At 61.2% G+C, this 14,563-nt stretch carries 11 protein-coding genes; 4 read left to right on the top strand and 7 right to left on the bottom strand.

Annotated elements, in window-relative coordinates:
• Positions 1-14: 14 nt before the first annotated feature.
• Positions 15-746 (bottom strand): pseudouridine synthase, encoded by a 732-nt coding sequence (locus tag LVD10_RS10990; protein WP_237063631.1) that lies wholly within the window; start codon positions 744-746, stop codon positions 15-17.
• Positions 747-857: 111 nt separating this feature from the next.
• Between LVD10_RS10990 and LVD10_RS10985 the strand changes: the two genes are divergently transcribed.
• A complete protein-coding gene (locus tag LVD10_RS10985; protein ID WP_232941926.1) occupies positions 858-1,793 on the top strand; it encodes a metallophosphoesterase in 936 nt (311 codons plus the stop codon).
• A gap of 225 nt (positions 1,794-2,018) precedes the next feature.
• Here the strand turns inward: LVD10_RS10985 and LVD10_RS10980 are convergent, their stop codons facing one another.
• From LVD10_RS10980 to LVD10_RS10965, 4 genes are all read right to left on the bottom strand, one after another.
• A complete protein-coding gene (locus tag LVD10_RS10980; protein WP_232941928.1) occupies positions 2,019-3,455 on the bottom strand; it encodes a patatin-like phospholipase family protein in 1,437 nt (478 codons plus the stop codon).
• Between the two features lie 36 nt (positions 3,456-3,491).
• Positions 3,492-3,872 (bottom strand): YchJ family protein, encoded by a 381-nt coding sequence (locus LVD10_RS10975; RefSeq protein WP_232941930.1) that lies wholly within the window; start codon positions 3,870-3,872, stop codon positions 3,492-3,494.
• A gap of 68 nt (positions 3,873-3,940) precedes the next feature.
• A complete protein-coding gene (locus LVD10_RS10970) occupies positions 3,941-4,762 on the bottom strand; it encodes an SIR2 family NAD-dependent protein deacylase (protein WP_237063630.1) in 822 nt (273 codons plus the stop codon).
• A 70-nt stretch (positions 4,763-4,832) separates the two neighbouring features.
• Positions 4,833-6,137, bottom strand: a complete 1,305-nt coding sequence (locus LVD10_RS10965) for an APC family permease (RefSeq protein ID WP_232941934.1) — start codon at positions 6,135-6,137, stop codon at positions 4,833-4,835.
• A gap of 230 nt (positions 6,138-6,367) precedes the next feature.
• On the opposite strand from LVD10_RS10965, the gene LVD10_RS10960 reads away from it, so the two are divergent.
• From LVD10_RS10960 to LVD10_RS10950, 3 genes are read left to right on the top strand one after another with little or no spacing between them, the layout of a single operon-like run.
• Positions 6,368-6,907 carry a TetR/AcrR family transcriptional regulator gene (locus LVD10_RS10960; RefSeq protein WP_232941936.1) on the top strand — a complete coding sequence of 180 codons (540 nt, stop codon included), beginning with the start codon at positions 6,368-6,370 and terminating at the stop codon, positions 6,905-6,907.
• Positions 6,908-6,959: 52 nt separating this feature from the next.
• The gene (locus LVD10_RS10955; RefSeq protein ID WP_232941938.1) at positions 6,960-8,036 is read left to right on the top strand and encodes an efflux RND transporter periplasmic adaptor subunit; all 1,077 of its coding nucleotides are present in this window, start codon (positions 6,960-6,962) and stop codon (positions 8,034-8,036) included.
• A gap of 24 nt (positions 8,037-8,060) precedes the next feature.
• Positions 8,061-11,141 carry an efflux RND transporter permease subunit gene (locus LVD10_RS10950; protein ID WP_237063629.1) on the top strand — a complete coding sequence of 1,027 codons (3,081 nt, stop codon included), beginning with the start codon at positions 8,061-8,063 and terminating at the stop codon, positions 11,139-11,141.
• Positions 11,142-11,218: 77 nt separating this feature from the next.
• On the opposite strand, the gene LVD10_RS10945 is transcribed toward LVD10_RS10950, so the two are convergent.
• Positions 11,219-12,745 (bottom strand): DUF1214 domain-containing protein, encoded by a 1,527-nt coding sequence (locus tag LVD10_RS10945; RefSeq protein ID WP_232941941.1) that lies wholly within the window; start codon positions 12,743-12,745, stop codon positions 11,219-11,221.
• Positions 12,746-13,006: 261 nt separating this feature from the next.
• Entirely contained in the window at positions 13,007-14,395 is a 1,389-nt protein-coding gene (locus LVD10_RS10940; RefSeq protein ID WP_237063628.1) for a M28 family metallopeptidase, read from the bottom strand.
• Between the last annotated feature and the right edge of the window lie 168 nt (positions 14,396-14,563).

The raw sequence follows: 14,563 nt of genomic DNA, 5'->3' as shown, positions 1-14,563 counted from the left end.
CGTTCGGCTGGTGTTCAGCGGGCCGGCAGCACCCAACCCAACGTCTCCAGCATAGAGGCAAAGCAGCCCCGCGGGGGGGCGTAAATGCATAGCCGCTCTCCGGTTGCGGGGTGGTTCAGTTCCAGTCGGTGGGCGTGCAGCAGCAGGCGCGCGCAGCCGAACTGCTCGGCGAAGAAACGGTTGTGCACTGACTTGCCATACTTGGGGCAGCCGATCAGCGGGTGGTGAATGTGCTTGAAGTGGCGACGGATCTGGTGGCGGCGACCGGTTTCCAGCTCGATCTCCACCAGCGAGTAGCGACTTGAGGGATAGCGGTCGACCGCATAGGGCAGCTCGGTGGTGTCCAGCCGCCGGAAGCGCGTCAACGCCGGTTGGCGGGGCTGGTCGGCTTTGGGGCGCTTGCGCTGGTGCTTGAAATCGCTGACCGGCGGCAAGGGATAATCGATCACGCCTTCCTCCGGGCACCAGCCTCGGCACACGGCCACATACGCTTTCACAGAACTCTCTGAAGCCAGCTCCGCCTGCGCGCGGGCGGCGACTTGGCTACTCTTGGCAAACAGGATTACCCCGGAGGTGGGCTTGTCGAGCCGATGGATCGGGTAGAGATGGCAGCCCACGAGGTCCCGCAGGTGCTGGAGCAGAAAGCGAGTCTCGTGATGGTCGATCGATGACCGGTGCACCAGCCACCCTTCGGGTTTGTAGGCGGCGACCAGGTAGGGGTCTTCAAAGAGAATTTCGGGGTCCATGTACAGCGGACAGCCTGTAGTGGTGAAATGCTGCCTATTGTAATCTGATTATCGGTTGGCCGTACCGCCCGGTTGCTGACCAGTATTACCAGTTCAATATAGGGGTGCGCTTTGCCACAGGGCTACGACATTATCGGGGATATCCACGGACATGCCGCTGAACTGGAGCAGCTGCTCCTGCACCTGGGTTATCGGGAAACTGGATCCGGTTTCCGCCATCCCGGGCGCAAGGTCGTATTCCTGGGCGATTTTATCGACCGCGGTGAGCACCTGCGCCAGCATCGCCGGTTGCTGGAAATTGTTATGGCCATGGTGAACAACGGCCACGCCCTGGCGGTGATGGGTAACCACGAGCTCAATGCCCTGGCTTACCATACACTGCACAAAGGCGAGCCCCTGCGCCCGCGCACCCCAAAGAACACCCGCCAGCACCAGGCTTTCCTTAACGAGTTCGATCACCTGCCAGAGCTGAAGGGGGACGTACTGGACTTTTTTCGCCAGCTGCCGCTGTGGCTGGAACTGGAAGGATGTCGGGTGGTGCATGCCTGCTGGGACCAGCAGCATGTTGACTTACTGCGCGACAGGGCCCCGGATGCGCGGCTGGACCATGAGCTCCTTGTGGCGGCCTCGACGCGCGGAACTCCCGAATTTGTTGCGGTGGAAACACTCCTGAAGGGCTATGAGGTCTCACTGCCGGAAGGAATAACCTTTGCTGACAAAGACGGCAATGCCCGCAAGGCTGTACGGGTCCAGTGGTGGAACAAAGATGCAACATGTCTCGGGGATATTGCGCTGCCGCTGGGAGTGGATATCGGAGCGGCGGCAAGTCTCAGCGTGCCGGAGAATGTTCCCGAATATCCACCCGATGCCGTACCCTGTTTTATCGGGCACTACTGGCTTCACGGCGAACCCGGGCCACTGACTCACAATGTGGCCTGTCTCGACTACTCGGTGGTGAAGGGGCGCAAGGGGGGAGGGAAGCTAGTCGCTTACCGGTTTGATGGTGAACAGAAGCTGGAAAAAGCGCGCTTCACCCATACGGACTGATCCGCGTCTGCCGCAACTCGGAGCCGCCAAACTGTTACCCCGTTATTACTGGCCCGGCTCCGCACTGAAGGCTATTTCAAGCTGCAGCAGCGTACTGGCCGTTTTGTTGATGCTTTCTCTTTAATCCCATAGGTTGATCTGTTTCCAGCCTGGGCCGAAAGGCCGGGAGGCGCAGGCGATGTCGATCAGGGCCGGGACCCCCGGGCGCAACCGGGTTGAGCGATATTAACGATCTTCACCTGCAGCTGGCGGCGGCTGCAGGGAAGATACGCCCGCGGCGGGTTCGGGGATGTCCGGGATGCGTGCGCCAACCGCCTGCGCCAGCCGCTGGAAATCCGGGTTGTTGAACAGCAGGGAGCGCCCGGTGTTGATCAGGGTCGTCACCTGGATGTCGGTCAGTGACAGGCCGGTGGGGATGCTGTCGAAATAGCGGCGCTCGGCTTCCGGCAGGTCGCTGAAACGGATCCGTACAAAGTGCGGTGTGACGTCGATCCCCTGGTCGGCGAGTTCGCCGGTCCAGCGTTCCAGCCGGTCCCCCATCAGGTCGATGGTGGCGGCGTTGTAGCGGTGCAGTTGCACATCGGTGACCGCGTTGATGGTGTCTTTTACGGTTGGCGGCTGGGTCGACTGCTCGATGACCGTGGGGGCGTTGGTCGAGGCATCCACGCTTATCACTGCATAGTGCGGCATGGCAGTGGCGTCGAGCCGGCGCAGGAACTCCGTCGCGCCGCCGGTGATCTCCACCATTTCATAGATGGCCATCAGGCCCAGGTTGTCGGTGATGCCGCCGTCGATCAGGTGGATGAATGGGCGCTGCTGTGCATCCTCATAGCTCTCCAGGTCGCGGGCCAGTTCGCGCACCTGCATCGAATCGTGGTCGTATTGTGCCTGTTGCAGCAGTTCCATGGACTGGCATGTGGGTCGGCAGTTACCGAAATTCCTTACCACCACCGGGTTAAACACCAGCGGTACCGCGGCCGATGCAGTCACCGCCCGTGAGATGGGGTAGCTGTCGATATCCGAGCAGAGCAGGTCGAAGTATTCCTGCAGGAAAGAGAAGCGTACCCCGCGCCCCAGGTCGGTGGCATTGATGACTATCAGTGGCCCGCCCGCCTGTTTCAGGTCGCCGAAGGTCTTGTTGCGGAACAGGGTTTCCTCGAAGTAGCTGACAATATGGTCGGTACGGCGACGGTCACCAAACAGGGCGTTTGGGTCCAGCAGGCGCTTTACCAGGCTGCGCGATACGTCTGCACGCAGGAAGTCATCCTCGAAGTCTGAGAAAATCCGGTCCCCATAAAGCCCGTAGTAGGCGGCCGGGAAGCTTCCCCCGGACACCGAGCTGATCATGTCCACCTCGTCCAGGACGCTCTCCTGCTCGCCCTGCGAGGTAGTGAGGGAGACTTCCTTCAGGCCCAGCATCACCCCGTACGCGAGGGCCGCGGCGCGGTGCCCCCCACCGGAAAATGTCAGTACCAGGGAAAAGTCGCCGTCACGGCGCACCTGGGCGTCCCGGGTCAGGGAATAGCTGTCGCAATTGAGGGGGTCAGTGGTGGGTTGGTTCTGGTAGCCCGGCAGTACCGGTTCATTGGAGGCACAGCCGGCCAGCACCAGTGCGGCTGCCAGCAGCGTCGCCGGCCGGGAAAATTGCGCCCTGGGATTCATGTTCGCGATTCCTTTCCTCGTGGATGCCGTGGCGGGTCAGGGCCACTCCGGCAGCGGGCCGACATAGACCCAGCGTTTCCGGTACAGCCGGAAAAGTGAAATCTCATGCATGGCGCGCTCTCCTTCCCCTGTGTGGTAATAAGCCCTGAACTCGACGATCGATTTTTTCAGGCCCTGTTTGCTGCGCACTACTTCCAGCCGGGTCCACTGTGTATCCATCTCGCTTTCATCCAGTTCCGGGCAGGTATCCGGGTGCCAGGTTTTGCGCAGGTAGGGCAGGTTGCCTGTTACAAAAGCACTGAAGCGGCTGCGCATCAGGGCCTCGGCAGTATTCGGGTAGGCCTTGCCGGAAAGATAGAGCTGGCAGCACTGCTCAAGGGGCTTTCCCGAGCAGCAGGGGCAGGGGGTGTCGGGCATCGTGTCTGGATTCGGTGTTACTGTCAGGTCCAGATCTTAACAGTTTCGCGGCCAGCCGGGACAGCCGTTTACAGCATGGCCGCAATACTGCGAATGGCCTCCAGGGCCCCCATGCGGACCTCGATGGCATCATCAAGCCCGGATTCCGGCTCACTCGGGTTGATTCGTACCAGGCGGCCGCCGACCGCCTCGGATTCCTCGCGTACAGTGGGTATGGCCGTACCTGCACCGCATTCGATAACCACGAGGTTTGATACGGATTGCAGCCAGCATTGGTATTTTTCCTGCTGGGTCTCCTGGCGTGCTGTATTCCAACCCCAGTCCGAGAACATCAGGATATTGGGCCTGGCAACTTCCGCGCAGTGCGGGCAGGTCGGGAGGTCGCCGGTGGCAAGGCAGCGCCCGGTATCGACTTCAGGATTTATTTCACCCGCAGGCCAGATTTCCCCGCGGCAGTCGTTCAGGCACTGCAGGTGGTGAATCGAGCCATGGCATTCGTTGATGCGCTCGGGAGCAAAGCCTGATTTTTCAAACTGCCCGTCTACATTGCTGGTAAAGACAAAGTAACCGCGCTCGCAAGTCTCGCCCATCTGCCGTAACAGGCGAAACCCTTCATGTGGTTGTGTTTCGCGATAGAGGTTCAGGCGGTGGCCGTAAAATCCCCAGGCCCGTTCCGGAAAAGCGGCAAATGTAACCGGGGAGGCGATATCGGCGAAAGATTCCCCGGAGTGGCGCAGGGCCGGGTAAGCCTTCCAGAAGCCCTCATTGCCGCGAAAATCCGGCAGGCCTGAATCGACGCCCATACCTGCACCTGCCGCAATCAGCAGGCCGTCAGCACCGGCAACCAGTTTTGCAGCTTTCTTCAGGCTGCGTCGCGTTTTCCATTCCAAGCCTGTCTCGATCCTGCGTCGGGAAACCATTGTGCGGAATCATAGCATTTCGCGCTGTGGCGAGCGGGCCTCAATCCCTGCTGCCTGGAGTGTCGTTATTCTTATCAGGTTGCAGGGTGCGCACATGTTTCAGGAGCCATGGCCGTAAGAAGATCGCAATCAGTGCGAGGGCAGCCAGCAGGGCCAGGGCGATGGGGGCCGTATCCACCAATTCTTTCACCAGCGCGATAGCGGCAGCCCCCGCACTGAGAGCGCCAAAGCCGGTAATCGCGCGGTGTCCGGCGGATTCCCGGAATGCCAGCGCGCAGACCACGGCAAAAGTAACCAGAAAGGCAAGGCTTGCGGCCTCCACCAGTGCGGTCAGGTTTCCCAGTGCCGCCAGGAGCGCGGCAGCCGCACCGAGGGCAACGACGGCGCGATCCGGTACGCCGACGTTGTTCCGGTGATCAAAGAATGCGGGGAATTGTCCGCCCCGGGTTACCTGGTGCGTGAGGCGGGCGGTGGCAAACAGGGTGGCGTTGATTGCTGAGCCGGTGGAAAAGGCGGCGGCGATGGTGACGATCACCAGCCCGGCAAGGCCCAGGGCCTCCCGCCCCGCATAGGCGAGGGCGACTTCCTCGTGCTCGACAACCCGGTCGGCGCCGATCAGCATCGTGGTGCCGATGGCCACCAGCATATAGACCAGGATAACCACCGCGATTGCCCACAGCATGGCCCGGGGCAGGGTGCGGTCCACGGACTCAATATCGTCGTAGTCGTAGCTGATCAGCTGGAAGCCCTCGTACGCCATGAATACCGATACCGCGCCGAATATGGCAGCCAATAATCCCGCGTCCGGGACGCCCCGGGACAGCATCGGTGGATCCCAGCGGGCGAGCCCCCAGGTGGCGAGCCCTACCAGTACCAGCAGCTTTGCCCACACCAGGAATATTTCCACGCCGCCGGCCTCGCCGACGCTGCGAAGGTTCAGGCCGATAAACGCCGCCATGACGGCAACACTGATTGCCCGCGGGAACCAGGAGCCGAGATCGGCGACATGGCCCAGGTACTGGCCGAATGTGTACGCGTACACCGCGTTGGTGAGCACGTAACCGGCGGTCAGCACCCAGACCAGGCTGCCGGCCAGGTTGTGGGCCCCAACACGGTTCAGGTAGGTAAAGGCGCCACCGCCCTCACCGTAATGCACGGCCAGCCGCGCATAACTGTAGCCCGCCGCCAGGGCGATCAGTCCCGCCACCAGGAAGCTCAGCCAGGCCCAGGGGCCGGCAATCGAGACCACCACGCCGAGGGTGGAGAAGATCCCACCGCCGATCATGCCGCCCACGGCCATTGACCAGGTGCCATTGAATCCGAGCTTGTGTTGCGCTGATGCCAAAGCGACCACCTTCGCGTTGGGAGGAATTGCCGGGAAGTCTCCAAGCATAGCGAATCACAGGCCTGCGGATAGTTGGTCAACCCTGTCGAAATGGTGCGGCAAGAGTGATAAATCCCGCCAATTATCGCCATGGGGTGGCATTGTCACATTCTGTCTATTGACGGCCGACAGTTCACTGCTACCATACCGTCCAGTTGGTTGGTTTTGACTGGAAGTGTCTGGGAGGTCACGTGTCAAAGGTCGACAAAGACACCATTATCCGGGCCGCCGAGGAGGTGATCCGGGAAAAGGGCGCGCGCAAGCTGACGCTCGACGCCGTTGCCGCCCAGTGCGGCCTGAGCAAGGGCGGCCTGCTGCACCATTTCCGCACCAAGCAGGCGCTGCTGAAAGCCATGATCGAATCCACCATCGCCCGGGAGGAGGCAATCCGGCTCGGATGCGGTGCGCCCGGGGGCGAGGGGCCGGGTAGCGAGCTGGCCACCCGGGTCCAGTGCATGTTTGCGCTGATGGCGGATGACGAGGGCCTGCCCCGCTCACTGATTGCGGCGGTGGCCGAGGACCCCTCGCTACTGGAGCCCATCAAGGCTGAAGAGACATACCTGCGCCAGGAGGTGTGTAAACGTTCCAGCGACCCGGAGCTCGCGCAGCTGCTGGTGTTTGCCGCCCGGGGCATTTTCCTCGGGCGCGTGCTCGGCGTGCTGGAGCCGGGCGACCCGGGTATCGAGCGACTGCGCGAACGCCTGGTCGCTATGTGCAAAGAGCTGGACTGATGCAGCCTTTGTTTTTTCGTTTTCCCACCCAATGATTTTGTGGATCCCCAATATGGAATTTTTTGGTAAAGCCGGCCGTTTACTGGTTGCCCTGGTGGCGGTAACGGCAATAGCAGCCTGCAGCGACAGGGAGTCGGGCGAGGAAAAAACCGAGCGTATCTGGCCGGTGAAGATCACCGCAGTTTCCAGTGGTGGCGACGTTGCAGCGCGCCAGTTTGCCGGCCGGGTAAAGGCGGTGCAGACCGTGGACCTGTCATTCCAGGTGGGCGGCAAACTGCAGGAGGTGAAGTTCAGCGAGGGCGAGATCATCCCCAAGGGGCAGCTGATTGCCGTGCTGGATAACACGGATTTCCGCCGGCGGGTGAAGGAGGCCCGGGTCAATGTGCAGTTGCTGGAAAAGACCCTGGACCGCCAGCGGACCCTTGCCGCGCGCAATATGGTTTCTGCCCAGCAACTGGATGAAACCGAGAGCAACTACGAGCTGGCCCAGGTGGCGCTGGAAAATGCCCTGCAGGACCTGGCCTACACAAAACTGACGGTGCCATTCGATGCGCTGGTGACCCGCCAGCTGGTGGAGAACTACACCAATGTGCAGCCCGGACAGGGGATTGTGCGCCTGCAGAATGTGTCCGAGGTGCGGGTCCAGGTCTCGGTGCCGGAAAAGCTGTTGGCCACCATCGATGCTGACCGGGTGGAGTCGATTACCGCCAGTTTTGAATTCCTGCCCGGTCGCGCATTCCCGCTCGAGTACCGCGAGCACCAGGCTGAGGCCGACAGCGTCACCCAGACCTACCAGGTAGAGCTGGGCATGCCACGTCCGGACAATGTCCAGATCCTGCCGGGCATGACTGCACGGGTTAACCTGCGCCTGAAGCAGGCCCGGGGAGAAATGCGTGTGCCCCTGTCCGCGGTGCAGACGAATGCCGATGGCACCCCCTATGTGTGGCTGATCAATGAAGACCGCTCGGTATCCCGTGTTGATGTAGCACTTGGAACCACCGACGGCAATACCGTCCAGATCACTGAGGGCCTGGAGACCGGCGCCCGCCTGGTGGCAGCCGGCGGGCAGCACCTCTATGAGGGGGCAAAGGTCCGGAACTATGTCGGCGATGCCGGCGAGCGCCAGTAATCGGGTTGTCAGGGGAGACACGCAGTGAAGATCTCTGAGGTATTTATCCGGCAGCCGGTCTACGCCTGGCTGCTGATGCTTATCTGCCTGTTCGGCGGGCTATGGGGTATTGCCGACATCGGTCGGCTGGAGGACCCGGCGTTTACCATCAAGGAGGCGCGGGTATTCACCGCCTATCCGGGCGCCAGTGCGCGCCAGGTCGAAGAGGAGGTTACGGAAAAGCTCGAGGTGGCGATCCAGCAGCTCGGGCAGCTCAAGGATATTACTTCCACCTCCCGGCCGGGCATGTCGGAAATTCGAGTGGAAATCGAGGACCACTACGATTCCAGCCAGCTGCCGCAAATCTGGGATGAATTGCGCCGCAAGGTGCGTGATGCCCAGGGGCAGCTACCTCGGGGGGCAATGCCGCCGGTGGTGAATGACGATTTCGGTGAAGTGTTCGGGATCTACTATGCCATTACTGGTGACGGGTTCTCGAAAAGCGAGATGCGGGATATCACCAAGGCCATTCGTCGTGAATTGCTGACTGTGGAAGGGGTGGCCAAGGTTTCCCGCTCTGGGGTGATCGATGAAGTCGCCTACCTGGATATCGATGAGTCGCGCCTGGCGCAGCTGGGCTTTTCCCTCGACGACCTGTCGCAGGTGCTGCAGGCAGAAAGCGCCGTGCAGCAGGTCGGTGAGATCGAGGGGCAGGACCTGCGTACCCGCATCGTCGTTGACAACCCGGCCAATGACCTGGAAAGCATTCGTAACATCCTGGTCGGCGTGCCCGGCTCCACCGCTATGCTGGCCGTGCGTGATATTGCCGACGTCTCCATCGGTTACGAGCAGAACCCGGATTTTATTGCCCGCTACAACGGCAAGCCGGCGATCCTGCTCGGCGTCGCCGGAGGTCAGGATACCAATATCGTCGATGTGGGCATGTCGGTGGAGCGTAAACTGGCTGAACTGGAGCAGGGCCTGCCGCTTGGTGTGGAGATATTCCCCATCTACGAACAGCACCGGGTGGTGGCCGACAGCGTAAACGGCTTCCTCTTCAACCTGGTGTCCTCGGTGGTGATTGTGATCCTGGTGCTGTGCCTGTTTATGGGGTGGCGCTCGGGGGTTGTGGTCGGCACCGTGCTGGGGCTGACGGTGCTGGGTACCGTCCTGATCATGAACCTGCTGGGGCTGAACCTGCAACGGATTTCCCTCGGGGCGCTGATCATTGCCATGGGCATGCTGGTGGACAACGCGATTGTGGTGGCTGAGGGCATGTTGATGGGGGTGGAGAAGAAAGAGAAACCCGAGCATGCCGCCGCCCGGGTGGTGCGCCAGACATTCTGGCCGCTGCTGGGCGCAACCATTATCGGTATCATGGCGTTTTCCGGGATCGGTCTCTCCGACGATGCCACCGGCGAGTTCCTGTTCTCACTGTTCGCGGTGATCGGTATCTCGCTGCTACTGAGCTGGGTGCTGGCGATCACCATCACTCCCTACCTGGGTTACCACCTTTTCAAACCGGGCAAGGATTCCGATTCGCAGGATCCATACCGCGGCCGTTTTTACCAGATGTATGCGAATGCCCTGTCCGGGTCACTGCGTCGCCGCGGCCTGACCATCGCAGTCCTGTTGGCGGTGACAATGGTGAGTTACTGGGCATTCGGCTTCGTCAAGCAGGGATTCTTCCCCAATTCCAATGCGCCGCTCTTTTATGTGAATTATCACCTGCCCCAGGGTAGCGATATCGGGCGCACCGACCGCGCCCTGCAGGAAGCGACGGATTTCCTGCAGTCGCAGGACAGCGTGGTATCTGTCGCCGCGGTCGCAGGGCGCGGCGCCGACCGCTTTATGCTCACCTATGCGCCGGAACCGCCGAACCCCTCCTACGGGCAGCTGATCGTGCGCACGGAGAGTCGCGAGCAGATCCCGGTTTTGATTGAGCGGGCGAAAGCCGAGCTGCGCGATGCGCATCCCGATGCGCTGGTGACCTTCAAGCGCATCGTGTTTGGCCCGGGCGGTGGCGCCGATGTCGAGGTGCGGATATCCGGGCCCGATTTCAACCAGCTGCGGGCGATGGCCGGTGATGTGGAACAATTATTCCGCGACAAGGGACTGGAGGATGTGCGCCATGACTGGCGTGGGCGCGAGCCGACAATCCGGGCCGAGCTGGACGAAGAGCGGGCCCGGGTAGCCGGGGTCACCGGTGTGGATATCAGCCGCACGGTGCAGTTTGCAACCCAGGGGTACCGGGTAGGAGAGTTCGAGAGCGGCGACCGGATTATCCCGATTGTTGCACGCCTTCCCGAGGGTGATCGCAACGAAGTGGGCTCGCTACCGGACCGACTGGTATGGAGCCCCAACGAGCGCGGCTATATTCCCGCCGGGCAGCTGGTGGAGGAATTTGAAACCACCGCCGAGGAGGGGTTGATCCAGCGTCGCAACCGCGTCCCCACGATTACCATCAGCGGTGATGCGCCGGAGGGCATGACCGCCATGGCGGCCTTCGGGCAGGTTCGTGGCGTAACTGACAGTATGCAGCTACCGCCCGGTTACAAGCTGGAATATGGCGGTGAATACGAGCGCTCCACGGAAGCACAGCAGTCCCTGGGCAAGGGCCTGCCAATCGGTTTCCTGATCATGATCCTGGTATCGATCCTGCTGTTCGGCACCTGGCGTGAGCCGCTGATTATCTGGCTGGTGGTGCCCATGTCACTGGTCGGTGTGGTTGTCGGCCTGCTGGTCTCGGGCCTGCCGTTTGGCTTTATGTCGCTGCTGGGGGTGTTGAGCCTGTCCGGTATGCTGATCAAGAACGCTGTGGTGCTGGTGGATGAAATCGAGATCCAGACCCACGCAGGCCTGCCGCGCCTGACCGCGATCCAGCAGGCCAGCGTCAGCCGCCTGCGGCCGGTATCCCTCGCCGCTGTGACTACCATCCTGGGTATGTCGCCGCTGCTCTTCGACGCCTTCTTCGCGGATATGGCGGTGACGATTATGGGCGGCCTGGGCTTCGCAACGGTACTGACGCTTATCGCGGTGCCGGTGTTGTATGCGGTATTCCACCGGGTGCGGGGGAACGAGACCCTGGAGGGTGATGGGAAGGGGACTCTCCCCAACGCGGACTGAGCCTGCCAGGGGGCTCCGGTCGCCGGGCACCAGCCCGGCACCGGCAGCCCCTGTTTGCCCGGGAGTCCGTCGCAGTTTCAGTCGGAAAGTTTTTCTGCCTCCGGCGGTGACCATTTTCCAAGTTTTTCCAGGTCGGGCTCGTAAATTCGCAGCACCAGGTTGAGATCGATGTCCTTGCGCTCGATGGGTAGCCAGTTTTCTTCGGGCACTCCCTCGGGCTTTTCCGCCGCAATATAGATATCGATGCCGCCTTCCTCGTTCAGCTTCATACCCGCGTTCTTGCCCACGCTGTATTTCTTGCGCTCATTCGGAATGAAGAAACCATTCTCCAGGTCGTAAAGGGTCAGTGACCAGAAGGCCCCGGCAGGTGGCAGCGAATCCTTGTCCATGCGGACGACATAGTCGTGCATCGCATTGAGCGGCTCGCCATCGCCGGAATCGACTGTCGGGTAGACGGCTTCCTCGCGCGGCACGCCAATGGGGCCGTAGATGGATACTGCCAGCAGGGTTTCCAGGTCGGTCTCGCCCTTGGGCTGGAACATCTTCGGCTGGATCCTCTCCATCAGTTCGGGGTTATTCATTTGCGCCAGGCCCTCTTCCTGTATGCGCTTTGCCATGTCGCGAGTACGCTCGCTATCCAGTTGCTTTACTGATGCTGGATCAAATTCCCTGCCTGGCTCCACACCCAGTGGCTTGTAGATGGCAAGCAAGCGCTGGTCGAGCGGGTTATCGGGATCGAAAGTGGTGTGGTTGAATACAAACTGCATCACTTCGAGCAGGTTGTTGCCGAATATGGCGACATCGGTCTCGCCGGTAGCGGGAAAATCCACGGGTTGCCTGGTTTTGGGGGGATTTCCACGGTATTCGCTGAGGGTGACCGGCTCGACGGATTGCATTTGCCCGGTGATCTCCTGGAAGCGTTGCGGCTCGTCACTGTGCGGCATTACACGAAAAACCGCAGAGACAAAGTCGCCAGTGGCCTCAAATACCTGGTCGATACCGTCAACCGGCGTGCCGTCATAGCCGTCCGTCCGCGCACTGTAGACCAGTATTTTCTTCGGCTCCTGGAAGTCACCCTTGCGGGAGCCGAGGGGGATATTCACGTAATGATCGTAGCCGGTGATCATCAATGAGGCGTAGTCGGTATTGAATGGTGGTACGTTGAGAACGATAGGCTCACTGCGCAGGTCCAGCAGGCAGCTGATATACAGCGTGTCATTATTTGGTCGTGCTATTTCACGCACGGTATGGTCTTTCAGTTGGGTGTCAGCGACACAGGTGTTCCATCCTCCCTGGGATTCGGCAAACTTGTTGTTCACGTTGTACATGGCGACGTACTGGTAAGAGCGCGAAATCAGCTCTTCAAGCTCCTCATCGGTAAGTCCGGCCCCGTTGCCTGTGCCATTGCCGGTTTCCGCTTGCCCGGTGTTTTCACTGGTCGCCTCCTGCTGCTTCGCAGGCGCTGTGTCTTCTTTCAGGGCGTGGCCATTGTCCTCTTTACCACAGCCGGTGAGATTGGCGCCGGCAGTGACCAGCAGCAGGGTAATTATCGCGACTGCGTGATGGACTGTCCTGTTGCCAGTGGTGACTGGTCCGGTTCCCATAAAGCTTTCTCCTGTCACAGGGGTGCCCAAAGGGCGCGTCAAATGGCAATACTCGCAGGGCGGTTCCTGCGGGCGGGGTGACACTTCCCAATGATAGTCATCAATCCAGCGGGTGAGCCCGGCGGCAGCTGTGATGGTATGGCAGGGAGGGGGGATGGGAGTGCGGTCCCGGCGAGGCAACGTGCGGGGAGTGGTGCCCCTGCCGCGCGAGCGCAGTTCCGGCGCGGCAGGGGAAACGGGCGGGTATCAGTCTGTCGAGACTCAGTCCCGTTTTGATCCATCCAGGTAGAAAGATCCGGCGGGGCCGGGGAAAACCACCGGGCTCTCGAAGCCGTCCCTGCTTACGGCGGCAACACCGAAGAAGTAATTGTCGATCACAATATTCTCCAGGGTGTACTCATCCACCTTGCCGACAAAGCGGCTGTTGGTCCAGGTGGGTTCAGAGGTCAGCCGCCAGTAGACCTTGTAGCCGGCCAGGATATCTTCATTCCCGTTGCCCGCTGCTTTCCATTTCAGGGTGGTATCGGGGGACACCGCGCCCTCGATGGTGACATCCGCCGGCGGCGCCGGGGCCCTGGACAGGGCGGCCATGGTGAGTGCGTTGAGGCCGGTAAGCTTGGCGGCATACTCGAAGTTTACCCCCTCGATCACATCGCCGTAGCGGATGCCGTCCTCAGTGCGCAGGTCCTGGTGCTGGCGGTTGTAGTTCTCGTTGGTTTCCATGATACGCACGCCGGGATAGCCCAGGTCATTGAACGGGCGATGGTGGCCGCCACGACCGAAGCGGTCCAGGCGATAGATCATCATCACGTCCAGGTTGGGAATATAGTCCTCGGCGATACGGTGTACGTAGCGCCCCAGATTGCGGGAGGGGGAGTCCACCTCGCCACCGTAGAAGCGGCGCGCGCGGGCCTCATCGGCAGTCTCGTTCATGCGGGTACCTTCCATAAACACCCGCGCGGTGGTGTTGTTGATCACACCATTGATGCCCTCGATATTGCCGATCATGTCATTGTTCAGCACGCCGGTAATACGCCAGCCGCCTTTCTTTGCCGCAGCCGCCATGATCTTGCCGCCGAACAGGCCCTGTTCCTCGCCGGAGAGCCCGGCGTAGACGATCGAGCCGGCAAACTTGTGCTTGCTCAGAACCCGCGCAGCCTCCAGGGCGCCGGCGAGGCCGGAGGCATTGTCATTGGCTCCCGGTGCGTCCGAGGTGTAGTCCATGGGGTCAGAAACCCGGGAGTCGATATCGCCGGACATGATCACATAACGGCCGGGGTCCACGGTGCCGCGCTGCACGGCAATCACATTGACCACTTCCGTGCGCTCGGGAATGCGCTTTTCCCCCTCGACGAAGTCTGACTGGTAATAGACCTCCAGGCAGCCGTCGCAGGCGTCGCTGATACGCTGGAACTCGTTGTGGACCCAGCGACGGGCCGCGCCAATCCCCCGGGTGTCAGATTTGGTCTCTGACAGGGTGTGGCGGGTGCCGAAGCCAACCAGCGTGCGGATATCCTTCTCGATTCGCTCTGCGGACACGTCCTGCCGGATCTGCTCCAGCAGTGCAGAGTCGGTTGCGGGCTGTGCGACGACTGGGGCGGCGACAGCCATTGAGGAGAATAGGGCGGTAGCAAGGGACAATCGGGACACGAGGAACCTCCGGCCTGAATCTGTTATGGATCTTGTGGTCCACATGCTACCCCAGAACGCAACTGGCGTCTTTTGTGCCCGGCGCTCCGGCGGCCCTGGCGCTCATACCCAGGCTTTCCTGTTAAAAACCGATTGACGATCGGTTTTTTGGGCCAATACACTGAGGGT

The organism is Microbulbifer zhoushanensis, assembly GCF_021729055.1.
GTDB classification, from domain to species: Bacteria; Pseudomonadota; Gammaproteobacteria; order Pseudomonadales; family Cellvibrionaceae; genus Microbulbifer; species Microbulbifer zhoushanensis.
The sequence above is the reverse complement of the archived record's forward strand: the minus strand, read 5'-3'. Positions and strand labels throughout refer to the sequence as shown.

Bases quoted from the DNA above. Each gene is read 5' to 3' on its own strand.
- LVD10_RS10955 (WP_232941938.1), top strand. From the start codon at position 6,960: ATGGAATTTTTTGGTAAAGCCGGCCGTTTACTGGTTGCCCTGGTGGCG.
- LVD10_RS10990 (WP_237063631.1), bottom strand. From the start codon at position 746: ATGGACCCCGAAATTCTCTTTGAAGACCCCTACCTGGTCGCCGCCTAC.
- LVD10_RS10975 (WP_232941930.1), bottom strand. From the start codon at position 3,872: ATGCCCGACACCCCCTGCCCCTGCTGCTCGGGAAAGCCCCTTGAGCAG.
- LVD10_RS10980 (WP_232941928.1), bottom strand. From the start codon at position 3,455: ATGAATCCCAGGGCGCAATTTTCCCGGCCGGCGACGCTGCTGGCAGCC.
- LVD10_RS10945 (WP_232941941.1), bottom strand. From the start codon at position 12,745: ATGGGAACCGGACCAGTCACCACTGGCAACAGGACAGTCCATCACGCA.